Origin of the sequence: Enteractinococcus helveticum (assembly GCF_001657475.1) — a bacterium.
In the GTDB taxonomy this organism is placed as follows: domain Bacteria; phylum Actinomycetota; class Actinomycetes; order Actinomycetales; family Micrococcaceae; genus Yaniella; species Yaniella helvetica.
The window spans coordinates 35,029-57,043 of the sequence record NZ_LXEY01000014.1 but is presented as its reverse complement, the minus strand read 5'-3'; the positions used below and the strand labels follow the sequence as shown (position 1 = coordinate 57,043).

The 22,015-nt window shown below is 56.8% G+C and carries 18 protein-coding genes and 1 pseudogene; 10 read left to right on the top strand and 9 right to left on the bottom strand.

The window, feature by feature from the left end; translation table 11 throughout:
* The first annotated feature begins 187 nt into the window (after nucleotides 1-187).
* The 4 genes from A6F49_RS04570 to A6F49_RS04555 all read left to right on the top strand — a co-directional run bounded on the left by A6F49_RS04570 (nucleotide 188) and on the right by A6F49_RS04555 (nucleotide 3,813).
* Nucleotides 188-796 carry an STM3941 family protein gene (locus A6F49_RS04570; protein WP_043057238.1) on the top strand — a complete coding sequence of 203 codons (609 nt, stop codon included), beginning with the start codon at nucleotides 188-190 and terminating at the stop codon, nucleotides 794-796.
* A 164-nt stretch (nucleotides 797-960) separates the two neighbouring features.
* Nucleotides 961-1,437, top strand: a complete 477-nt coding sequence (locus tag A6F49_RS04565; protein ID WP_043057239.1) for a Fur family transcriptional regulator — start codon at nucleotides 961-963, stop codon at nucleotides 1,435-1,437.
* Between the two features lie 101 nt (nucleotides 1,438-1,538).
* A complete protein-coding gene (locus A6F49_RS04560; RefSeq protein ID WP_043057294.1) occupies nucleotides 1,539-3,059 on the top strand; it encodes a catalase in 1,521 nt (506 codons plus the stop codon).
* Nucleotides 3,060-3,138: 79 nt separating this feature from the next.
* The gene (locus A6F49_RS04555) at nucleotides 3,139-3,813 is read left to right on the top strand and encodes a mismatch-specific DNA-glycosylase (RefSeq protein ID WP_043057240.1); all 675 of its coding nucleotides are present in this window, start codon (nucleotides 3,139-3,141) and stop codon (nucleotides 3,811-3,813) included.
* Here A6F49_RS04555 and A6F49_RS04550 read toward each other — a convergent pair.
* Nucleotides 3,810-4,628 carry an SDR family oxidoreductase gene (locus tag A6F49_RS04550; RefSeq protein ID WP_043057241.1) on the bottom strand — a complete coding sequence of 273 codons (819 nt, stop codon included), beginning with the start codon at nucleotides 4,626-4,628 and terminating at the stop codon, nucleotides 3,810-3,812. The two genes, A6F49_RS04555 and A6F49_RS04550, sit on opposite strands and share 4 nt — an antisense overlap.
* A 164-nt stretch (nucleotides 4,629-4,792) precedes the next feature.
* Between A6F49_RS04550 and A6F49_RS04545 the strand changes: the two genes are divergently transcribed.
* A complete protein-coding gene (locus A6F49_RS04545; protein WP_043057242.1) occupies nucleotides 4,793-6,172 on the top strand; it encodes an aldehyde dehydrogenase family protein in 1,380 nt (459 codons plus the stop codon).
* Between the two features lie 36 nt (nucleotides 6,173-6,208).
* Nucleotides 6,209-7,141, top strand: coding sequence for an MBL fold metallo-hydrolase (locus A6F49_RS04540; RefSeq protein ID WP_043057243.1), 933 nt, complete (start codon nucleotides 6,209-6,211; stop codon nucleotides 7,139-7,141).
* Nucleotides 7,142-7,251: 110 nt separating this feature from the next.
* On the opposite strand, the pseudogene A6F49_RS04535 reads toward A6F49_RS04540, so the two are convergent.
* The 5 genes and pseudogenes from A6F49_RS04535 to A6F49_RS04515 form a co-directional block, all read right to left on the bottom strand.
* Nucleotides 7,252-8,571: pseudogene (locus A6F49_RS04535) on the bottom strand (ISL3 family transposase).
* A gap of 281 nt (nucleotides 8,572-8,852) precedes the next feature.
* Complete coding sequence (locus tag A6F49_RS04530; RefSeq protein ID WP_235604864.1) at nucleotides 8,853-10,247, bottom strand: MFS transporter; 1,395 nt, start codon at nucleotides 10,245-10,247, stop codon at nucleotides 8,853-8,855.
* A gap of 131 nt (nucleotides 10,248-10,378) precedes the next feature.
* A complete protein-coding gene (locus A6F49_RS04525; RefSeq protein WP_067605589.1) occupies nucleotides 10,379-11,578 on the bottom strand; it encodes a cytochrome P450 in 1,200 nt (399 codons plus the stop codon).
* Nucleotides 11,579-11,593: 15 nt separating this feature from the next.
* On the bottom strand, nucleotides 11,594-12,574 hold the full coding sequence (locus tag A6F49_RS04520; RefSeq protein WP_082911599.1) for a PDR/VanB family oxidoreductase: 981 nt from the start codon (nucleotides 12,572-12,574) through the stop codon (nucleotides 11,594-11,596).
* A 147-nt stretch (nucleotides 12,575-12,721) separates the two neighbouring features.
* Nucleotides 12,722-13,513 carry an IclR family transcriptional regulator gene (locus A6F49_RS04515; RefSeq protein WP_082911598.1) on the bottom strand — a complete coding sequence of 264 codons (792 nt, stop codon included), beginning with the start codon at nucleotides 13,511-13,513 and terminating at the stop codon, nucleotides 12,722-12,724.
* 130 nt (nucleotides 13,514-13,643) lie between these two features.
* Here A6F49_RS04515 and A6F49_RS04510 point away from each other — a divergent pair, with 130 nt between their 5' ends.
* Nucleotides 13,644-14,927 (top strand): MFS transporter, encoded by a 1,284-nt coding sequence (locus A6F49_RS04510; RefSeq protein WP_043057245.1) that lies wholly within the window; start codon nucleotides 13,644-13,646, stop codon nucleotides 14,925-14,927.
* 279 nt (nucleotides 14,928-15,206) lie between these two features.
* Here A6F49_RS04510 and thrC read toward each other — a convergent pair whose 3' ends face one another.
* Nucleotides 15,207-16,628 (bottom strand): threonine synthase, encoded by a 1,422-nt coding sequence (thrC, locus tag A6F49_RS04505; protein ID WP_043057246.1) that lies wholly within the window; start codon nucleotides 16,626-16,628, stop codon nucleotides 15,207-15,209.
* Between the two features lie 5 nt (nucleotides 16,629-16,633).
* Nucleotides 16,634-17,926: an adenylosuccinate synthase gene (locus A6F49_RS04500; RefSeq protein ID WP_043057247.1), complete on the bottom strand. Its 1,293-nt coding sequence runs from the start codon at nucleotides 17,924-17,926 to the stop codon at nucleotides 16,634-16,636.
* Between the two features lie 605 nt (nucleotides 17,927-18,531).
* Here A6F49_RS04500 and A6F49_RS04495 point away from each other — a divergent pair.
* Genes A6F49_RS04495 through A6F49_RS04485 form a run of 3 tightly spaced genes read left to right on the top strand, consistent with a single transcriptional unit; the run spans nucleotide 18,532 to nucleotide 21,663 of the window.
* Nucleotides 18,532-19,137 (top strand): TRAP transporter small permease, encoded by a 606-nt coding sequence (locus A6F49_RS04495; RefSeq protein WP_052502276.1) that lies wholly within the window; start codon nucleotides 18,532-18,534, stop codon nucleotides 19,135-19,137.
* Nucleotides 19,137-20,510 (top strand): TRAP transporter large permease, encoded by a 1,374-nt coding sequence (locus A6F49_RS04490; protein ID WP_043057248.1) that lies wholly within the window; start codon nucleotides 19,137-19,139, stop codon nucleotides 20,508-20,510. Before A6F49_RS04495 ends, A6F49_RS04490 begins: the two co-directional genes overlap by 1 nt.
* 16 nt (nucleotides 20,511-20,526) lie before the next feature.
* Entirely contained in the window at nucleotides 20,527-21,663 is a 1,137-nt protein-coding gene (locus A6F49_RS04485) for a TRAP transporter substrate-binding protein (RefSeq protein ID WP_043057249.1), read from the top strand.
* A gap of 79 nt (nucleotides 21,664-21,742) precedes the next feature.
* On the opposite strand, the gene A6F49_RS04480 is transcribed toward A6F49_RS04485, so the two are convergent.
* Nucleotides 21,743-22,003, bottom strand: a complete 261-nt coding sequence (locus tag A6F49_RS04480; protein WP_043057250.1) for a hypothetical protein — start codon at nucleotides 22,001-22,003, stop codon at nucleotides 21,743-21,745.
* Between the last annotated feature and the right edge of the window lie 12 nt (nucleotides 22,004-22,015).

Genomic DNA, 22,015 nt, shown 5'->3' with positions numbered 1-22,015 from the left:
AAAATCCTGCCCGTGTGCACTACCACCGTCTACACCCCACCCCTGTGGAAAACCGCCACATCGGGCAAATTCATATGCTAGATGTCCTTCGGGCATTATGAATTGTCGCAGAGGTTCGACACTTGCGCAGAGTAACAGCCTTGATCTTTTGTACGTTCAAACCCGGGTCGCGGTAATGTTTGCAGGTATGTCTTACGATGCTGTTGCTGCCGAACCTGTCATCCGCATTCCGTGGCGAAAGGGCCGCCGGATGTTGGTGTTATTCGGGTCAGGCGCATTCGTCATCGTTTCAGCCCTGATGCTCTGGCTGAGTGCCTCCAGTCTGCTCAATGATTCAACATCTAGTGGTCGCACCTGGATCGTGTGCATCGTTGGGATCATTGGGGTGGTGTTCTTCGGAGCAATCGCCGTCGGAGCGATCAAAAACTATTTTGGGCACAAGGACACCACAGCTCTGGCTCTCAGCGCCGCCGGAGTAACCGACCAGACCCAAATCGTGGGGCCATTACCAACGATGCCCTGGTCCATGATTGAGCAATACAACATCGCCGAGTATCAGCGGCAGCTCTTTTTAGTGTTTCAGCTGCGTGATGTTGAGGCGTATCAGCGAATTATTGAGTCCTCACGCACCATGCGTACGGCGTTCAAATTCAACACGAAAATCTTCGGCGTCCCCGTGCATGCCATCACCATCAAAAACTTGCAGGGCAGCCCCGAAGATATTATCGGCGCCCTGTATCAGGTCACGAATGTCCCGCCCGGTCATCCCCTGGCTCGGACAGACCAGACGCAATAAGTTGTTCACCGAACTGTGTTCATAATCTGTTGACCGCGGCGTCTTCGTCCGTTTGACGTTCGGCTAAGTCGACACGACGTCGGGCGATTCGTTCAGTATCTTCTCAGGCAGTGTGTGGGGAATGCCCCTTGTTACGAGCCATTCACCATTGTAATAATGGCGGTATGAAGGCAGCAGCTGGAGATCATGACTCTCCGTTCGCCGGAGATCGACCCACCGACTGGAGTCAAGCGCTCCGTGCCGCCGGACTGCGCGTAACGCGTCAGCGACTTGCGGTGATCGATGCCGTAATTCAGAAACCGCACGGCACCATCGAAGACATTCTTGATGAAGTCCGCCCGCACCTTCCCAGGATTACGATCCAGTCGGTGTACTTCGTCATGAATTCCCTGGTGGCAGCAGGCATAGTACGCAAACTCGAACTGCCCGATTCCCCGGCTCGTTATGAAGTCGAGGACCACGACAACCACCATCACGCAGTCTGTCGGTACTGCGGGCGAATCGAAGATGTTGCCTGCGTGACCGGGGAGGCGCCGTGCTTGCGGCCCGAAGCCCACGTGGATATGACCATCGAAGTGGCCGAGGTGATCTTCACGGCCGTGTGTCACGAGTGCGCAACGACGCAGCAGGCACGTATCTAATGCTGTACTTTTCCGTAATCCCCAGTATCCGCCCATGTCCATTGCGCCATGAACAGTTCTTCGAAATCTTAAAAACCACAGAACACGTTGATGAGAAAGGCATGACAATGACGAACCGAAAAACCCCGCACAGCACCGGATCCACCACCATGGCCGGTATTCCTGCTGTCAGTGACCGCAACTCGCTGACCGTTGGTCCAGACGGCCCAATCATGCTGCACGATAGCCACCTGGTGGAAACACTGCAGCATTTCAACCGGATGAACGTGCCTGAACGTCGTCCGCATGCGAAAGGCGCCGGCGCGTTCGGGACGCTAAAGATCACCGAAGACGTCTCGAAGTACACCTCGGCCGCGGTTTTCCAGCCGGGTACTGAAACCGACATGCTCGCCCGTTTCTCAACCGTTGCCGGTGAGCTCGGCTCGCCTGATACCTGGCGTGACCTGCGCGGCTTCGCCCTGAAGTTCTACACCACCGAGGGCAACTTCGATCTGGTCGGCAACCACACGCCGATTTTCTTCGTGCGTGACCCCATGAAGTTCACCCACTTCATTCGCTCCCAGAAACGCCTGCCAGAATCTGGCCTGCGCGATAACACGATGCAGTGGGACTTCTGGACCCAAAACCCAGAATCCGCTCACCAGGTTGCATACCTGATGGGGCAGCGTGGGCTGCCGCGCACGTGGCGCAATATGAACGGCTACGGTTCCCACACCTACATGTGGGTCAATGCCCAAGGTGAACGCTTCTGGGTCAAGTACCACTTCCTAACCAACCAGGGCATGGAGTTCTTCACCAACGAAGAAGCCGAAGAAATGGCCGGCGTGGATGCTGACTTCCACCGTCGTGATCTATACGAAGCCATCGAGCGCGGCGATTACCCATCGTGGGATCTGTGGATTCAGGTCATGCCGTTCGAAGAGGCCAAAACCTACCGGTTCAATCCGTTTGACCTGACCAAGATCTGGTCAAAGAAGGATTACCCGCGCATCAAAGTCGGCACGATGGAGCTCAACCGCAACCCGGAAAACTTCTTCGCCCAAATCGAGCAGGCCGCATTCTCGCCTGCCAAAATGGTGCCCGGCATGGGCATGTCGCCCGACAAGATGCTGCTGGGTCGCAACTTCGCTTACCAGGACGCACAGCGCTACCGCATTGGGACCAACTTCCAGCAGCTGCCGGTCAATGCCCCAATTGTCGATGTGCACACCTATAACTTCGAAGGTGCGATGACCTACCATCACCAGAGGAATATGCGTCCATATGTACCGAACTCGTTCGGTGATTCCTGGTCGGATGAAGAAGGTCGCGTCGACGCTACCTGGGAAACCGACGGTGAGCTGGTTCGCCAGGCTTACACCCTGCGCGAAGACGACGACGATTTCATCCAGGCCCACATGCTCGTCCGTGAGGTCATGGATGAAGCTCAACGCCTAGAACTCGTCGACACCGTGGCCGGTTCCCTAGAAACCGTCATCGAGCCGGTCTTGTCCAATGCCATCCAGTATTGGAAGAACATTGACGAAGAAGTCGGTCAAAAGATTGAGGAGAAAGTCCGTGGCGGCAGTCTCCAAGAAGGCGCACAGCAGCCAGGTGGCGATCCTCTCGATCTGAAGCGCTAACTATCAGCTGAAAACCACGCTACATTCCGGTGCTCCATCCCGGGGCACCGGAATTCGCGTTTAATTCACAAGGACGACTATGAGCACACAGTTACCAGCCAACTGGACCCCGTGGCGAGCCGACTCGCCCTTGGCGGGACGACGACCAACAAGAGCCGATTTCGCCACCGCGATTGACTCTGGCCTCGGGCGCGAAGATGTGTTGCCATACCCGACCGATGAGGCTTCCGCAGGATTGCTCCGCATGCTCATTGTCGGTATTAACCCAAGCCCGTGGACGGCGGCGGTCAACGCGCCTTTTGCGCGTCCGGGCAACCGGTTCTGGCCTTCGCTCGCCGAGGCCGGAGTGCTGCCGCATAGGGTAGATGCCTCGACCGGGCTATCCCGGGGCGATGAGCGCCTTCTTGCCGAACGTGGCATTGGCATAACCAACTTCGTCTCCCGACCGAGTGCACGCGCTGACCAACTGACCGCCGAAGAATTACACACCGGGGGCCAGCAGCTGGTGGACCGTGTCAACGTGTTGCAGCCCCGAGCAGTCGCAATCGTTGGTATTACCGCGTTTCGGACGGCTTTTTCACTACCGGAGGCACAACTGGGACGCCAAGATGTCGAGACCATTGCAGGCTGGCCCGAGCGCGTCCAGCTGTGGGCGTTACCGAACCCCAGCGGACTCAACGCTCACGAAACCATCCAAAGTATCGCTCACAAGTGGCAAGCGGTGTGGGATGTCTCCGCAAAAAGCTCACACTAAGCTTGGACGGGCTGCTGCGAACCATCTCGGAACTGAGCAGTTTCTCGGTACGCAGTCAGCCCACCGTCGACTCGCAGATCAGTGCCGTTGACCCACGCGGCTTCAGGACTCAACAGGTACGCGATGCACTGGGCGATATCGGCCGGTGCCCCGAAACGTCCTAGAGTGGTCGCAGCCGAATTCACTTTGTCGCGGCCGTGGTCGTTTTTGAAGTCCTCCAGGATCGGGGTCTCAACCGGACCGGGGCTGACCGAATTGACGCGGATGCCGTCGGCAACAAATTCAGCGGCAAAATACTCGCTCAGCAGGCTCACGCACTGTTTAGAAAACAGGTACGAGTGTCCCACGATATGGTCGTCAGCTAGAGCTTGGGTTATTGCTTGCTGCCGGTCGGCAGCTAATGCGAACTCCGCCAACTGTGCCTTATGTGCTCGCCACTGGTAAGCCACAGCGGAAGCTAAGTTGACAATCGATGAGCCACGTTGCAACTGGGGACGGACCGCTTGGATCAGATCTCGGACACCGAAAACGTTGATGTTCAGCACGACCTCTGTCGGTGCAGTACCGGGGACACCCGCGATATTCGCCAACCCGTGAATACCTGCCGGAGCCGTCTCACGAATCTTGTGAGCAATCTGGTTGACGCCGGTCGGGTCAGAAAGGTCGCCTTGAATAAAGGTACCGGCAAAGTCTTCTACGGGGGCTCGATCCACACCGATGACGTGATAGCCCTGCGAGCTCAGCAGCTGGGCAGTCTCCTTGCCAATACCTGATGCAACTCCGGTGATAACTATTTGTGGGCTGTTTGAAGTCATGGTGCAGCTCCTTTACCTTTGATGATTGCCAACCATATATAAGCATCATGCGGCATGGACGCACGGTCTACCCCATATTTTCTATCCAATGGAAAGTTCTGAGCATTTCGGTGTTTGGGTGGCGACACTGGAAGCATTCAGAACGTTAGATCGGAGGGAGTGTCATGTCGGCACCGACGTATGCGGTATATGATCCTGCGACACTGGAGCTCGTAGGTGAAGCGCCACAGCACACCGAGGAAGACGTGCGCCAAGCCATCAGGCACGCACAACAAGCCAGCACCAGTTGGGCGGCTGATCGGGAGTCCCGGCGGGCAGCGCTACGACAGATCGCCACCTTGATTCGTGACGACGCCAACCGGCTTGGACGGTTACTGTCGCTCGAACAGGGAAAGGTCCTGGCCGAGGCCATCGGCGAGTTCAAGACCGCAGCCGACCTGTTCGCGTACTATGCCGACCTGGAATGGGACGCAACCGAGACGCTGCCACCACGACAGGGTCGCACTATTGAGGTGCAAAACCGTCCGGTGGGCATTGTGGGGACCATTACCCCGTGGAACTTTCCAATCTCGCTGCTGGCGGTCAAGCTAGCCCCTGCCCTTGTGGCAGGGTGCACGGTGATCGCAAAACCCTCCCCTACAACACCGCTGTCGACCATTGCATTAGTAGAACTGATGAATCAGGCGCTACCCAGTGGTGTACTGCAAACACGTACCGGTAGTAATCGCACGGTCAACGTCGCACTGAGCACGCTGCCAGAGATTCGAAAAATCTCGTTCACTGGCTCCACCGACGTCGGTACCGCCGTCGCGGCCCAAGCCGCCGAAACAGTCAAACGCGTGACCCTGGAGCTTGGTGGCAATGACGCCGCCCTGGTTCTAGAAGACGCCGATATCGAGCACACGTCTCAGGGCATTCTCAACAGTGCCTTCCGTAACGCCGGGCAGGTGTGCATGGCCGTCAAACGCGTCTACGTGCCCCGCAGTATTGCCACAGAGCTCGCCGAGGCTATGGCAGCACAGACTCAAGAAATTGTCATCGGCCACGGTATCGCCAAAGAGACCACCATGGGACCAATGCACAACGAATCCCAGTTATCCACCGTACGCTCGTTGGTCGATAACGCGGTATCCTCAGGGGCTCAAGTGATCACCGGAGGCTCTTCCAGCTCCGAGCTACCAGGGTACTTCATGGATCCGACCCTCGTGATCAATGCCCACGCCGAAATGCCACTGGTCTATGAAGAACAGTTTGGTAGCGCACTGCCAATTGTCATCTACGACGATCTCGACACCGCCGTGGCTGAGGTCAATGCGGGTCCCTACGGCCTTGGAGCTTCGGTATGGTCTCAAGACCTGGATCGCGCCAAGGGTCTGGCTGGGCGTTTGGAATCCGGCACCGTATGGATTAACCAGCACACAGTCGTCGAGCTCGACGCACCATTTGGTGGGTGGAAAACCTCGGGGCTGGGTCGTGAACGAGGCCGCTGGGGACTCAACGAATACCTTGAACCTCGTACCGTTAACACCTTCATCGGCGCGTAGTTCAGCCGCGCCGAACAACCATTGCTAGGACATATTATGGAGAATAAGTCTTCAACCGAACTCATCACCCTCGGCACTGCTGCGGGGCCAGCCATCCGAGGTAGAGAAAATGGGATGGCTAGCGCCGTCGTCGTCAACAACCAGTTTTACATGGTGGACTTCGGCCTGGGGTGCGTTCGTTCTGCTCATGAGGCGGGCCTGCGCGGTAAGGACTTCAAAGCCGGGTTCATCACGCACCTGCATTCCGACCATGTGGCTGAGTTCCCCGCATTTCTCATGTGGAACTGGGGCGCACCGGTCGAAGGTTTCGCCCACCCGATTTCTATTCACGGACCCGGACAGGACGCCAACCACCCGCTTGGCACCAAACTATCGGGTACCCGCGGTCTTGTAGACCACACGTTGGAAGCATTCTCCTATGACTTGAATATCCGAGTCACCGATGAAGCCCGACCGGTGATGTCAGACCTTATCAATCCCGTTGAGATTGCTCTGCCCCAGACCTCAGCGACGGAACCATTCTTGGTCTACGAGGATGATCACGTCAAAGTGACTGCTGTACTAGTGGATCACCCTCCGGTCCATCCGGCATTTGGGTTCCGTTTCGATACAGCCGATGGTTCAATCACGTTCTCGGGGGACACCGCTGAAAGTGCGACGCTGGCCAAGCTGGCTTATGATACGGACATCTTGGTGCACGAAGCAGTGAACCTTGAGTTCTTCGCATCGAGGGGTTTCGATGCAGCGTTTTTGAACCACCAACAACAGTCCCACACCACGCCTGAAGGCGCCGGTCGGGTCGCGACTGCTTCAGGCGCAAAGCGCCTTATCCTCTCGCATCTGGCAGGAGTAGCGACTCCGGCAGAATGGGCGGCTGGTGCAGCAAGCACCTATGCGGGCCCGATCGATGTTGCCACCAGTGGACAGCGGTTTAGCCTCGTCGCCGACACTACCTACGCCACCATCTAGTCGCGAGCTTAATGTTCCTGGCCGTCTTCGGCAGCGTTTCAAGCGCTGCCGAACACGGCCAGAATGCTTTTAATAGGAGAAACTTTTCTGCCAGGAGTCCCTTTATGGGCTCATCGTAAAAGTGAGTGTAGTTGGTGTCTGAATCCGCCGGTGTCGAGCAGTGCTCTGGTGATGTAGTGCGTGAGGTTTCGGAAGCCAAGTGCTGTGCCGCGTAGGTGTTCAATTCTGCCGTTGATGGCTTCGGTGGGGCCGTTACTGGTGCGGTCGTGATCGAAGTAAGCCAGGATGTCATCGGCTCGGCGTTTCATGGTCCGTCCTAGGGTTCGTAGCTCGACAAGTTCGGGCGGCACTGCGGTGCTGATCGAGTCAATCACTGCCCTGAGGTCGTGTTTGGCCTGGGACCGGTTGGGATTGCGATACGCGGCCATAATCTGTTGATAGACCTGCCAGGTGGCTTGGACTGGGTCATGGTCGGTGTTTTCAAAGACACCGGTGAGTTTGGTGCGTTTTTGGTGCGTTGTTTTTCCGTGAGATAGTCCTGGCCGGTGCGCAGGGTTTTGCGGATCCCATAGAGCGGAGCCCCGGTTTTGCCGCGCCGACCCAGGGTGGCCTGTTGGATCCGTTGACGACACTTGTCCAACGCTGTGCCTGCCAGGGCCACCACGTGGAGTGGATCCATCACCGTGACCGCTTCCGGTAGTTGTTCGGTGGCGGCTGTTTTGTAGCCAGTGAACCCATCCATGGCCACGATGTCGATCCCTTTTCGGAAGGCTGTGGTTTGGGCTTGGAGCCAGTTAATGAAGGTTTGTTTGGACCGGCCCGGGACCATGTCCAATAACCGGGCTGGCCCTGTCCCATCGGCCACCGGGGTCAGGTCAATGACGACGGTGACATAGCGGTTGCCCCAGCGGGTGTGTCGCCACACGTGTTCATCGACCCCGAGGACTCTGACACCGGTCAGGCGGTTAGGATCACAAACAAGCCGGCGACCGGTGGTCAACACCGCGTGGTTGGCGGTATGCCATGACACCCCAAGATTGTCACCGACCCGGGCAATCGAGGCCCGGTCAATGACCACGGACTTCAACGCCCACAATGCCGCAGCATGCGACAATTTGGCTTCTGGTGCTACCACCCTGGCGGTGTCTTGTTGCCACACACAAGCGCAATCATCACACCGGTAACGGCGCAGGCGCAGATGCAGTTGGGTTGGTCGCCACCCCAGCGGCACGTGGGTGACCCGTCTCACCAGACTGCCACGAACCCGGGCTTGTCCACCGCACTGGCGACAGAACTGATCAACCTCAACGACCCGACACTCCAGCGCTGCTCAACTGGCTGGTGAGGTGTTGACCGGTCACGGTGACACCGTAGTTATGCAGCATGCAAAATGTGTCGAGAGCTGGGCTCGAGAAGGTAGGCTTAACCAATGTCGAGGTCTTTCTTCAGATGTGTAGTTTCGTCACTTCCATCATCGAAAGACCTCGACACTTTTATGCGCTCAACACGCCCAAACCCACAACCTCATCTACACCCAAAATTCCGAAGAGCCCCTTTATGCACCATACTTCGTGCAGGCCTACGCTAACCGCAGCCCATATATACACTGCACCTCGCGCGTGGCTCACTCCAAAAACGCCAAAGCCGGCAGCTCATCGAGTGTTCCGATGAGCTGCCGGCTGATGGACGAGCCGGTGGAGTGGCTATCTCATTAGATGAGGTCCAAGCCCAGCTTCTTGCGATCACGCTGCTGATTGATGCCCAGGGCAGCCAACAGACCGATACCACTCATGACACCGCCGGTGATCAAGAAGGATAGCTCGTATCCCATGGCCGGAGTGGCGGCGGCTCCCACGAGAATGCCAACAAACATGGGGGCACACAGCCCGCCCGTGGTAAGAAACGCGTTGGTGAATTGCAGCATCGCACCACGCTGACCGATGCTTGTCATCTCGGCTGCTACTAAATATGTCAGAGCAAAGAGAGCTGGTGCGGTACCAAAACCGAATGTGAAGCAGACTATCGCTAGAAGCGGTGTACTTGCCATAGTGCCCAGCAGCACCATAACGCCCGAGAAAATCGTGGACAAGCTCAGTACGAGTCCACGGGAATACCGTGTAGACCATCCGCGGCTACCTAAGACCTCTGTCAACCAGCTCAGTCCAACGGTTGCGATAGCGCCCCATAGGGCTGGTAAAGCGATAAGTGAGCCCGACTGTTGAGTATTGGCGCCCAGGACATTTTCAAAATATGCCGGTAACCAAGTGGTTGCGACTGTGAAGGTCCAATAGCCGAAGAATGAGCACAACACGGCCAGGATCCAACTTGGGGTCAGCAATGAACGACGGTATTTAACTTTGCTGTCAGCCGCTGCGGTTTGGGCCGCTGCCGCGGGGTCTGCGATGTCATCGACGGGGTAGCCTTCGATGTCCCGTTCGGCTTTGACAGAAGTATAGGGGCCCTCTTTTCCAATGAAGAGCCAGATCGCCGCCCAGACCACGCCGATGAGAGCGACAAAGATAAATGCAGATTTCCAGCCGAACGAGGAGGTAATCCACGCCAGGACGGGCGCGAACGCCACGATGCCCAGGGTCACTCCGGCTGAGGCAAGAGCTGCGGGGGTCGCACCTTTCGCCGCGGGGAACCATTTGTACACCGCGTGCATGGTGATCGGTGCCAAAGGGCCTTCACCTGCGCCCAGCAACAGTCTGCTCAACCAAAGGGCCGGCAACGACGCAAAGATGATCACTGGGACTTGAGCGATCGACCAGATCACGCACAAGATCAACAAGATCCATTTGGCTTGGACGCGGTTAGCAATAGGTGCAGCTACCAGCTGTGCGATCCCGAAGAGCATGAACACGGCACTGCCTAATAAGCCAAACTGGGCTTCGGAGATGTTGAGATCTTCCATCAAAGGCACCGCGACAATGCCGAGGATGGCCTTATCGGCCCAACTGATCATCATCAGGATCAGGAGCATTACGGTGATCAGCCATCCGTAGCGTTTTCGGCGACGGGCACTCCACGTAGCTGGGTCTGCGTTTTGCATCTTGTCGGCTGAACCCGTTGGGGATGACGGTCTAATTGATATTTGGCTAGCCATGAGCTGTTCCTATCGAGAGGTAACGTCAAAGAAAGGTGACGTGGTCAAAAGCCTGCGGCAAACAGACAGGTCAAATAAGCCTCCCGGTGTTCACGAGACCACCGGGAGGCCTCAGAAAATAAGACGCTACGTTAGCGCTTCGGAGAGACTTTTAGCGGAACCGATTCAAAGCCGCGCAGCACGTTGTGAATAAACGGCACCGGCTCGTCAGCAAGTTCGAGGGTTTCGAATTTCTCGAGGAGTTGTTGTAAAACGATTTCCATTTCGAGCCGAGCGATCGGTTGCCCCACACATTGGTGAAGTCCCATACCAAAAGCGACGTGGCCCGAGGAGCTGCGGTCTAGGCTAAACTCTGCGGCATCGTCACCCCACTTGGCGGGGTCACGATTGGCTGCGCCAACAAACACCAGAACCTTTGCACCTTCCGGCAGATCTACTCCGCCTAAAGTGGTGGCGGTTGCGACAGTGCGGTGGAATTTCTGGAAAGGTGACTCCACGCGAAGGGCTTCGTCGATGGCAAATTTGGCCATCGACGGGTTTTCGCGTAGGCGTTGCCACGCTTCAGGGTAACGGGCAAGCACCGACAGGGTGTTGCCGATACCGAAGATGGTGGTGTCGACTCCGGCGGACAGCAAGGCGCGAACCAGCAAGGCGGCTTGTTCTTCAGTGATCAATCCGTCGTTAATGCGCTCGTAGATCTTGGCACCAAAACCGCTGTCGTCCAACGATTCACGCTGGCATAGTTTCATAACAGCCGCTGAGTGCGCGTCGCCTTCGGCGAAAGCCTGCTGGTAAATGTAGTTTTCGGGACCGAAAGCATTAAAGACCATGTTCCCGTACGGCAACAGGTGTTCGCGTCCTTCTTGTGGCAGACCCACAGCATCCGGGAAGACGCGGATCGGGTACTTCTCGGCCAAGTCCGTGACGGCGTCGAAACGATCGAACTGTGTCAAGTCGTTGACAATCTCGACTGCCGGCGCGGTAAACGGTTCCCGCAGGGCTCGAACTGTGGAGGGGTTAATGACACCCGTAAGTGCGCGGCGCATGACGGTGTGAATCGGCGGATCCGATTCCAAGATGCTTGGTGGTCGCCAGGCTTCGTCTTTGCGAATATCGTGCGGACCCAAGCCTCCAGAGGAGATGAAGGTTTCGAAATCCATGAGCACTTCGTAGCCCTCGTCGTACCCGACGATCGCATACGAGCCGGTGGCTTCCAGATAACTTACGGGTCCGGCCTCGCGCAAACGCTGTAAGAACGGGTAGGGATCCTTCAGTGCGGCTTCGTCGAAGGGGTCTTCAGTGAAGACTGCTGGTTCAATAGTGGTGGTCATAATTACTCCTCAGACTCACAAATCAAGAACTAAACGACTGCAACCAGCGGCTGCGCGTGATACACAGGGCAGCATGACTTCGCCCGCTGCTTTATCTTCTTCGGTCAGGACAGCATCACGATGCTCTGGTTCACCTGCGATGATGCGGGTTTCGCATGTGCCACAGACTCCAGCACGGCAACTGGAGAGAACGCGAGCGCCGGCTTGTTCCACGGCGTCTACGATGGTTTCGTCTGGTTGCACGGTGACGGTTGTGCCGGTCTGGGCGAGTTCAACTTCGAATGGTTCGCTGTTTGCTGCGGCTCCAAATTCGGTGGCGACAAAGCGTTCGATGTGCAGCGCTCCGGGAGGCCAGCCCATGCAGAGGTCTTCGATTGCGTTGAGCATTCCGCCGGGCCCGCACGCATAGACCAACATGTGGGCGCGTGGCATAGCAAGGACCTGGGTGAGGTCTAACATGTTGTCTTCATCGTTAGCGTAGATGCGGATCCTCTCAGGCCCATATTTGGTCACCAGCTCGTCGAGAAATGCCATGCTGGTGCGAGAGCGTCCACCGTAGTGCAGCACCCATTCTTTGCCCGCTGTTTCAGCAGCTTCCAGCATCGGAATGATCGGGGTGATCCCGATCCCGCCGGCAATAAACATGTATTTGCGCGACTTTACGAGCGGGAAGTTGTTGCGGGGTGCTGAGATAGTCAGTTCGGTCCCGGGCCATAAGTTGTCGTGTACAAACGCTGAGCCGCCACGAGAGTCTGGTGTCCGCAGTACGCCAATTTGCAGCGTGGAGCGGTCTGCTGTGGGCGAGCAGAGAGAGTATTGTCGAATCAGACCGTTTTCGAGGTGCACGTCAACATGTGCTCCGGGCTCCCAAACAGGGAAGTTAGCACCATCGGTACGACGTAGCACCAAGGTGACAACTTCATCTGCGGCACGATCTACCGAGTCAATGACGGTATCGATCGTAGCGGGGGCTTTCGATGGTGCTGTGAGAGTCACGCGTTAGCTCCTTGTTGTTGGAAGGGCCACGGCTAAGCGGGCTTGGGTTACACCCAGGCTAAGAGTAGTGCATATCACAGGAAGAACTGCTTTCCATCCAATGGAAAAAAACTTTCGTGTTGCTATGACGCTCGGGGCTGAGTTGCTTTACGATAGCTCAACTGAAGTAAGCCTGCGGGCTATCCCCCGGGCAGCAATGCGCAGGACGGGGACGACAGATCCGATCGCGGGCGCTTTTTGGTGGACAACACCAAGCGCAGCAACTGCATAGCCCATCGCATCAAGTACCGGTACCGCCACAGCGTGATTGTCTAATCCTGTTTCCTGGCTCGAGATCGCATAGCCAGATCTTTTCACTTCGGCGACGGCGGCCTGTAATGCGGCCGGAGAGGTGATCGTGTACTTGGTCAGGCTGGTCATGTTGTTGATGGCTTGCGACATCAGATCCTGTCGGGAAAAAGCCAACATGACCTTGCCGGCGGCTGAAGCATGAAGCGGCAGGGGGTCACCCACCTTTCGAAAGGGGGTCCCAACCTTGGTGCCGGAGATACGCTCCAGCAGCAGCACCTTCGACGATTCCAAAACAAAAAGATTCACCACATTATGCGTCACAAATAAGACGTCTTGCATATGCGGGGCAGCAATTTCTGCAATGTTCTGACGTATCGGAGCCAACAGCCCCAGTTTCCACAACCGCTGTCCAATAACGTATTCATTATGCACTCGCTCTACCGCACCCCACTCGACGAGCTCGGCCACGAGACGGTGAGCAGTCGATACAGGCAAGTTTGCACGGCGCGCCATCTCGCTCAAAGACAATCGCGGGCGTTCGGCACTGAAGGCAGCTAGCAGTGCCAAGGAACGAGCGGTCACCGTTTCAGCTTTTGTTGCCGCATCTTGCGATTGACGTCGCGGCTCCCGTGGACGCGGGTTGGCCATAATGCCCTCCTTCGATTCGTCGCCTTATTGTACGGTGCCATCCAGTAGCTTTCCATTAGATGGACAATTATCCACTCCCAGGGCAGAGATCCAGGCAAACTCAAGGACGGAAGCCAAAAGGAGCCCAGTTGTGACACAATCGTCCGAACACCAGGTCTCGTCACCCACCCTGCCTACGACCCGCGCCTGGGTCACTGTAGTAGCAGTGGGAGTCGTTGCCGCTGCCCACATTTGGAAACTACCCGTTGCATTGCCGCTGCTTGAGGCAGAACTTGGCATGAGTTTGATAACTGCAGGCATGTTAGTCGGGATTATTCAGCTGGCCAGCATGGTCGGTGGTCTTTTCGTAGCCTGGGGCGGAGAACTCGCCGGTCTACGCCGCTTGATCATGCTAGGCCTGCTACTGCTCGCGATAGGCTCGTGTTTAGGTGCCACCACCTCGTCGACGCACTTCATGATGGTTTTTCGGGCTATCGAGGGAATCGGATTTCTGCTGTGCACGGTCTTGGCACCAGCACTGATCCGGCGCATTTGCCACCCCGCTCAACTCAACATTGCCCTGTCTTCTTGGGGCGCATTCCAGGGCACCGCCACGGTGATAGGCTTCGCCGGCGGAGGTCTCCTTCTGGAGCTCGTCAGCTGGCGGGTACTGTGGGTGGTGATGGCGGCTGTCACGATCGTGCTCCTCGTACTGGTCGCACGTTTTACAGAAGCGGATCCACCGCTACCAGACGATAAGCCTCTTCGAGGCTCCTTTAGCCGGATTCTCAATACGGTGCGTACGTGGCGCCCCTGGGTGGCCGGACTGGCCTTTGCGTCTTACACGTTGCAATGGATGGCGGTGATGGGATTCTTACCGACGGTCTTCGTCGCCGTCGATGTGGACCGGTTACCCGCCGCGCTGCTGTCCGCCCTGGTGGGCGGAGTAAATATTCTTGGCGCTTTAATGGTTGCCACTTTACTCAACAGAGGTTTTCGGCCACGCCACATCATCAACGTCACGTTTCTGGTGATGTCGATGTCATCGATCTCGTTCTTTGCACTTGATTGGGCTGCCAATCCCCTGGGCTTCGCCGGACAGCTGGCGTGCGCGATTGCTTTTTCGATGATAGGCGGCACGATCCCAGCATTATTGACTCGGATGGCGGTTGACCTCGCGCCGCAGGAGGGTTCGGTGGCCGCTGTCATTGGTTTGATGCAGCAGATCTTCAATGTAGGCAATTTCTTTGGACCTGCCGCCTTAGCATGGGTCGTCACTGCAACCGGCACATGGGAGGCCTCCTGGTGGGTCACGTGCTCATGCAGCCTGATCGGCATCGTCGCAACGTTTTACCTCACTCGCCAACCGGATGCTCCACCAGCTGGTGCTCATACCAGGCAAGAGCAAACGGCTCTTGGCGGAGGTTCATATTAAAAAAACCAGGGCCCCCATAAAACTGGGGGCCCTGACACTCATCACTCACACCTTGAAGAGGTAGTTACTACTATAGCTACTTACCCTGGGAAATACTTGAGAATTCCTGTAAATTCCCTCCAAATTCTGCAGAGCTTGCAAAAGCAGAACGCCCCGGCCGGAAACTTGCGCTTCCGACCGGGGCGTTCACTATTCACTCACACCTTGAGGTAGTTAAAGGTAAACATATCAGCCTTGAGAACGTGTGATAATTCCCTGCTGAAACCCTGAGAACTGAACTTAGACGTAGTGCAGCGCGATGTATTCGCGAAGCGCCTGAGCCTCGGTACCCAGCTCCACGGTGTGCTGCCCGAGCTCCAGGAGCTTGGCGTATTCAGGCAGTAGTTCTGGTTCAAAACCGAGGGCTTCGTTGACGATGTCGGTGAATTTCTCGGGCTTGGCCGTTTCTAATACCAGCATTGGCTGGTTGGGTTTCTGGTAGCCACGCGCCACGGTGACGCCGTCGGCGGTGTGCGGGTCGATGACCACTTTGGATTTCTCGTAGGTTGCACGAATCGTGGCAACCCGGTCCTCGTGGGTCGAGGTTCCCGAAACCATGCCGAATTCCTGCTGGAAGCGTGGCTGATGTTCGGACAGATCCAAGGTGCCGTTTGAATCCAGCTGTTCCCACGCTTGAGCGAGTGCCTGCGCATCTTGGCCGAGCACCAGGTAGATGAAGCGTTCCAGGTTGGAGGCCTTGGAAATATCCATCGACGGCGATGAGGTCGCCAGGGTGTTGGCAGCCGAGCGTGGCTCGTATTTACCGGACCGGAAGAATTCATCCAGCACGTTGTTTTCGTTGGTGGCCAGCACCAGAGTATCGATGGGTAGCCCCATCTGACGGGCCAGTTGACCGGAGAAGACATTGCCGAAGTTACCCGATGGCACAGCAAAAGACACGCTGAAACCTTCGCGCTGGTCGGCAGGAATACCGGTGGTCACACGCAGCCAGGCCCAGAAGTAGTAGACCGACTGGGCAATGAGCCGGCCCAGGTTGATCGAGTTGACGGTGCCCAGTGAGTGCTTGGCTTTGAAGTCCAAATCACCGTTGAGTTCTTTCACCAAGTTCTGCGCGTCGTCGAATACTCCGTCGATGACAATGTTGTGAATGTTGTCATCGGTCAGGGTGTACATCTGGGCGCGCTGGAACTGCGACATGCGGCCCTTGGGCGACAGCATGAACACACCGATGTTCGGTTTGGACCGGAACGCGTACTCGGCAGCAGAACCGGTGTCACCGGAGGTGGCGCCCAGAATGTTCAGGGTCTGGTCGCGCTGTTTCAGCACATACGGCAGCGCTTCACCTAGAAACTGCATGGCCATATCTTTAAAGGCCAGCGTTGGGCCCTGCGACAGGTCCACTAAAGCGGCCATCTGATCGATTGGGGTCAGCGGAACGACGTCGTCGGCATTGAACTGGTCCCCGTAGGCGGCCTGGCACAGTTCTGCTAAGTCTTCACGTGGGATGTCAGTCCAGTACAGACCGATTACTTCGGTGGCCAGCTGCGGGTAAGTTAGCTCGCGCCAGGATTCGATCGTGGCCGCGTCAACGGTTGGAATCTCAACCGGGACGACTAGGCCGCCGTCGGGAGCCAGGCCTTCAAGTAAGACATCGGAAAAGTTCGACGGCGCCATGCCGCCGCGAGTGGATACATATTGCATAAGCGTTAGTCTTCGTAAATCAGATCGCGAATTTGGATAACTTCATCGCGGCCCGGGCCAACGCCCACACCGGAAATGCGCACACCGGCCAGCTCTTCGAGCTTGGCGATGTAGTTGCGTGCGTTTTCTGGCAGGTCCTCGAGGGTTCGGCAACCAGAAATGTCTTCTTCCCAGCCGGGGAAGTATTCATAAATCGGCTTGGCGTGGTGGAACTCGGTTTGCGTCATCGGCATTGAGTCGTGGCGAACACCATCGACGTCGTAGGCAACACAGACCGGGATTTGGCTGATGCCGGTCAGCACATCCAGTTTCGTGACGAAGTAGTCGGTGAAGCCGTTGATCATCGCAGCGTGGCGGGCCATGACGGCGTCGTACCAGCCGGTGCGGCGCGGACGGCCGGTGTTCACACCGAATTCGCCACCGGTGGTGCGCAGCTGTTCGCCCATCTCGTCGAAGAGTTCTGTTGGGAACGGACCTGCACCAACGCGGGTGGTGTATGCCTTGACGATCCCAATGGTGCGGGTGAAGCGGGTTGGCCCGATACCAGCGCCGACGGAGGCACCGCCTGCGGTCGGGTTCGAAGAGGTGACAAACGGGTAGGTGCCGTGGTCGACGTCGAGGAACGTGGCCTGGCCGCCTTCCATGAGTACGACCTTGTCCTCGTCGAGGGCCTCGTTGAGCATTTGCACCGAATCAACGACCATAGGGCGCAGACGGTCGGCGTAGATCATGAAGTAATCCACGATCTCATCGACGGTGAACGCGCGGCGGTTGTAGAGCTTGACCAGCAGTTCGTTCTTCTGGCGCAGGGCACCTTCAATCTTCTGGCGCAGGATCGACTCGTCATAGAGGTCCTGGACGCGGATGCCCAGGCGCGCAACCTTATCCTGGTAGGTCGGGCCAATGCCGCGACCGGTAGTCCCGATGGCGCGTTTACCTAAGAATCGCTCGGTGACCTTGTCGAGGGTCTGGTGATACGGGGCCACCAGGTGTGCATTCGCTGAAATTCGCAGGTGCGAGGTGTCGTGACCACGGGCTTCGAGGCCGTCAATTTCTTCAAAGAGGGCTTCAAGGTTGATGACTACTCCGTTACCAATCACGGAAATAGCTTGTGGCGACAGGATACCGGCGGGCAGCAGTTTCAGTTCAAACTTCTCGCCGTTGACGACGACGGTGTGCCCGGCGTTGTTTCCGCCATTGGGTTTGACCACATAATCAACCCGCCCACCGAGCAGGTCCGTTGCTTTGCCTTTGCCCTCGTCGCCCCATTGGGCTCCCACGATTGCGATTGCTGGCATAAAATTCATCTCTCCCAAGGGGACGGCGTTCTACCGACCCACAACATAGAAAGGTTCTCGCACCCGAAAGCACGAAAGTTTTGGGCCGAGAACAGTTACAACCAGAGTTTACCAAACCGCAGCGCACCCCAGTGGATTACGAATGAGCTGCGTCACGCGAGACTCAGCGGGCTGCAGTGCCGGGAAAATCTGGATCGAAAACTTGTTGCGACGACGCTTTCCAGTTGGCGCACGAAATATGACACTTGGCGGACTTATGCTGACAGAAAACATGGATTTATAAATAATTGAAGCTTTCAACAACACGGACAACTGTGACTGAGCCGAAGCCGCACCGTGGTGCAGATCTAGTCGATAACGGCCTGGGCCTCACCATCGTATGGACCCCGTCACGGCAGCTCATTTAGACTGACTTGGAAGATCGAGAACCGAAATCAGGGTCCACAAAGGTGACCGCGGCTGCATGACCGTTCGGTTTCGTATATGATTTCTCAAGTCTCAGGTTTACTGTGGAATAACTCACTGCATATTGTGCGTCAAGCTACGATCGCCTGCAGATTTGTCTTTTGGGCACGAACGACTCGAGCACACGAAGGAAATTCATCATGGAAAAACTGATTCGCGGTATAGCCCGTACGCTTGCCGTGTTGTCAGCGGTTGCCATTGTGGTGATGGTTATTGCGATCGCGATTGACGTGTTCGTACGTAACTCCACTGGGGCATCGCTGGGCGGCATGATCGAAATCGCCGAAACGGCGATGGTCACAGCCGTGGCTTTTGGACTGGCCTGGGCCGGAGTTAATGGCGAACACGTGGCCGTCACCCTGGTGACCGACCGTTTCGGACCGCGGTTGGCCAAAATCACCAATATCTTTGTCTGGCTGGTCGTCGCGGCCTACACGGCGTGGCTGAGCTATGCCAATATCCTGCGGTCTATTGACTCGTGGGAGTCCAAAGAAACCCGCTTTGGGCTGGTGCAGTGGCCCATGTACCCGATGCGTTGGGTGTTGACCATCGGGATTATCTCGTTATTTGTGGTGGCCGTGGTCAATCTGGTGCGCACGCTCAAGGGTCAAGAGCCCATGGGCTTTGCTGACGAGGTCCAAGCAGCACTGGCAGACGAGACACTGCAACCTGATGTTGCAACCCAACCACCGGTGGTCGAGAAGCCGACAACCGACCGCCCCACTACCCAAGGAGAGCACAACTGATGACACTGGGTGCAGTAATCGCTGTTGTTTTAATCTTGATGCTGGCCCTGCTGCTCTTGCGGGTGCCCGTGGCCGTATCCCTGGGAGTTGCCGGGGCCATTGGCCTGTTATTGTTGCGCGGGTTCAACCACACCACACTGGAACTTGGGGCGATCCCGTTTTCCCAAACCGCCACGTTCTCTTTGACCATTATTCCCATGTTCATCCTCATGGGCATGTTCGCGGTGCGAGCCCACGTGGCGGAATACGTCTTCAAAATTGCCGACCGTGCCCTAGGACGGTTCCCCGGTGGACTGGGTATCGCCACGGTAGCCGCCTCCGCCGGCTTCTCAGCAGTGTCGGGTTCCTCCATTGGTACCGCAGCCACTATGGCACGGTTGTCGGTGGGAGAAATGCGCGCCGCAGGCTACCCCGCCTCGATGGCCACCGCCCTGGTAGCGGTAGCTGGCACCCTGGGCTCGATGATCCCACCGTCCACCTTCCTGGTGCTCTATGCCATCCTGGCCCAAGTCTCCGTGGCCGAAATGCTGGCTGCCGGTATTGTCCCCGGCGCCATCTCCGCGATTGCTTATGCGTTGTGGATCATGTTTGCCGGCTGGCGAATGCAGCAAAAAGGCCAAATCGTCTCGGAGGCCACCAGCGTCAAAGACGCCCTGGGCCAAGCCACCGACATTGCCACTCAACAAAAAGAACAGACTCCCCTGTCTAAACTGCCATGGCGCGGACTGGTCTATGTTGTGATCCTATTTGCCATCGTGCTGGGTGGCATGTACTCCGGGATCTTCACCGCGACCGAATCGGCCGCCTTTGGTGCGATTGCCGCCGTGCTCATCCTGCTATTTGAATTGCGTAAAGAAGGTTGGAAGGGCATTGCCGCCGGCATTAAAGGTGCCCTGGAATCCACGGCTTCCACCACAGCAATGGTATTTTTCATCGTCATTGGATCCGGAATCCTCACCGCGTTCTTCATCGCCGCACGCGTGCCCAACATGATCACCGACGCTGTGTTGTCCTGGAACATGTCACCCACCATGGTCATGCTCATCCTGCTGTTGAGCCTGGTTCCCCTGGGCATGGTCCTGGAATCGTTGTCGCTGCTGATGATCTCGGTACCCTTACTGTTGCCGGTCGCACTGGAATTCGGGTTCGATCCGATCTGGCTAGGAATTTTGATCGTCAAGTTCATCGAAATCGGTATGGTCACCCCACCGGTGGGCATCAACGCCTTCGTCGTGGCCGGCACCACCGGCATCCGATCCGAAACCGTCTTCCGTGGCATCATGCCCTTCTTCCTGATCGACCTGGTCCTGATCGGCATCTTCTTCTTCATCCCCGACATCATCTTGTTCCTCCCAAGCCTGGTACAACACTAGAAAGGGTTCGTAACCAATGAAAACATCACTCACATCTCGCTTCGGTAAGGTCGCAGCACTGGCTGCCGCCGGTGCCCTGGCACTCAGCGCGTGCGGCGACGGCGTCGTCGAAGGCGGCGGAGCCGAAGAAACCTTCGAATTCACCCTGGCCAACGGTGCCCTTGATGGCACACAGCACCACGTGGTCGCCGAAGAATACATGGATGCCGTTGAAGAGGCCTCCGATGGTGCCATCACATTTGAGCGCACCAGCTTCGAAGCCCTGTGTGCCATGAACGAAGTTGCCGACTGTGTTCGTGATGGTCGCGCCGACATCGGTATCACCGTGACCGACTACACCCCGCACCTGCTGCCGACCCTGTCGGTCATGTCGATCACCTTCTTGAATAACGACATTCAGGCCGCAGTGCAGTCGCTGTACGAAGTGCACGAAAACTACGAACCAGCCCAAGCCCAGCTGGAATCCGCCAACCTGGAATACATTTCCACCTGGCCCGTTGGCGCCCTGCTGATTGGTTCGAAAGAACCCGTTGAATCTATCGACGACGTCAAAGGCCTTTCGGCGCGTGCCGCCGGTCCGGTGACCCAGAAGTCGCTTGAAGCCGCTGGTGTCAACGTTAACGCGATTACCGCTGCTGAAACCTATGAATCTCTACAGCGCGGTGTCATCGACTCCGTCGCCTCCTCCCTGGACTTCGCTGTGAACTACAAAGTCACTGAGCAGCTGCCCTACTGGGCCGATCCAGGTCTGGGCCAGTACACCGCCTATGGCATGTGGTGGAATAAAGACTCCTACGAATCCCTGACCCCAGAACTGCAGGAAGTCGTTGACGGCGTCACACGTGAATTCAACGAAGGCCGCACCATCGAAATCGCAAACCGTGAACTCGAAGGCATCTGCCAGGGCATGCTCGACTCCCCTGATGTCGAAAGCTTCCACAGCTGGGACGACGCCGAAACTGAAGAATGGCGCGAACTGGCTGCCGAAGGCGCCCAAGACGCGTGGTTGGACATCATGGCCGATTACAACTTCGACGACGCCGAAGCCTACTTGGACGAATACGTTTCGACCTACGAAAGCCTGGAATCACCAGATAACCCAGTCGATGCTGGTATCGAATGTGCTTCCAAGTGGCAGGAACAGAATAACTAGTTCCTTTACTCTCCTAAAACACTTGTGGCTGCGAACCGTGAAGGTTCGCAGCCACAAGTGTTTTACGACATTCGCTATTTTAGTCCTGTTCCTTTTCTCGCTTTTTCGAAGGGGATTCCATCATTAAACTATGGCTGCCAGTGGCATAAATATAGATCATGCCACCTGCCATCGCTATGGCAGCCAATACGATCCCCCAGATCATGATGTCGCCAGCGAGTATGGCCCAATCTCCATCCCCTGCGATGAGCGCAGCTAAAAATACTAGCGCTACGACAAGCCCCAAGGCGAGCGCTATCGTCGTTAATATTCCATAAACTGTCGTGAGTAGTTTGAGCATCTAGTTCGCCTT

Coding starts and splice junctions, on each gene's coding strand:
- A6F49_RS04545 (WP_043057242.1), top strand. CDS start 4,793: ATGTCGGCACCGACGTATGCGGTATATGATCCTGCGACACTGGAGCTC.
- A6F49_RS04565 (WP_043057239.1), top strand. CDS start 961: ATGAAGGCAGCAGCTGGAGATCATGACTCTCCGTTCGCCGGAGATCGA.
- A6F49_RS04500 (WP_043057247.1), bottom strand. CDS start 17,926: ATGCCAGCAATCGCAATCGTGGGAGCCCAATGGGGCGACGAGGGCAAA.
- A6F49_RS04495 (WP_052502276.1), top strand. CDS start 18,532: ATGGAAAAACTGATTCGCGGTATAGCCCGTACGCTTGCCGTGTTGTCA.
- A6F49_RS04530 (WP_235604864.1), bottom strand. CDS start 10,247: ATGGCTAGCCAAATATCAATTAGACCGTCATCCCCAACGGGTTCAGCC.
- thrC (WP_043057246.1), bottom strand. CDS start 16,628: ATGCAATATGTATCCACTCGCGGCGGCATGGCGCCGTCGAACTTTTCC.
- A6F49_RS04525 (WP_067605589.1), bottom strand. CDS start 11,578: ATGACCACCACTATTGAACCAGCAGTCTTCACTGAAGACCCCTTCGAC.
- A6F49_RS04515 (WP_082911598.1), bottom strand. CDS start 13,513: ATGGCCAACCCGCGTCCACGGGAGCCGCGACGTCAATCGCAAGATGCG.
- A6F49_RS04560 (WP_043057294.1), top strand. CDS start 1,539: ATGACAATGACGAACCGAAAAACCCCGCACAGCACCGGATCCACCACC.
- A6F49_RS04490 (WP_043057248.1), top strand. CDS start 19,137: ATGACACTGGGTGCAGTAATCGCTGTTGTTTTAATCTTGATGCTGGCC.
- A6F49_RS04550 (WP_043057241.1), bottom strand. CDS start 4,628: ATGACTTCAAACAGCCCACAAATAGTTATCACCGGAGTTGCATCAGGT.
- A6F49_RS04555 (WP_043057240.1), top strand. CDS start 3,139: ATGAGCACACAGTTACCAGCCAACTGGACCCCGTGGCGAGCCGACTCG.
- A6F49_RS04480 (WP_043057250.1), bottom strand. CDS start 22,003: ATGCTCAAACTACTCACGACAGTTTATGGAATATTAACGACGATAGCG.
- A6F49_RS04570 (WP_043057238.1), top strand. CDS start 188: ATGTCTTACGATGCTGTTGCTGCCGAACCTGTCATCCGCATTCCGTGG.
- A6F49_RS04485 (WP_043057249.1), top strand. CDS start 20,527: ATGAAAACATCACTCACATCTCGCTTCGGTAAGGTCGCAGCACTGGCT.
- A6F49_RS04540 (WP_043057243.1), top strand. CDS start 6,209: ATGGAGAATAAGTCTTCAACCGAACTCATCACCCTCGGCACTGCTGCG.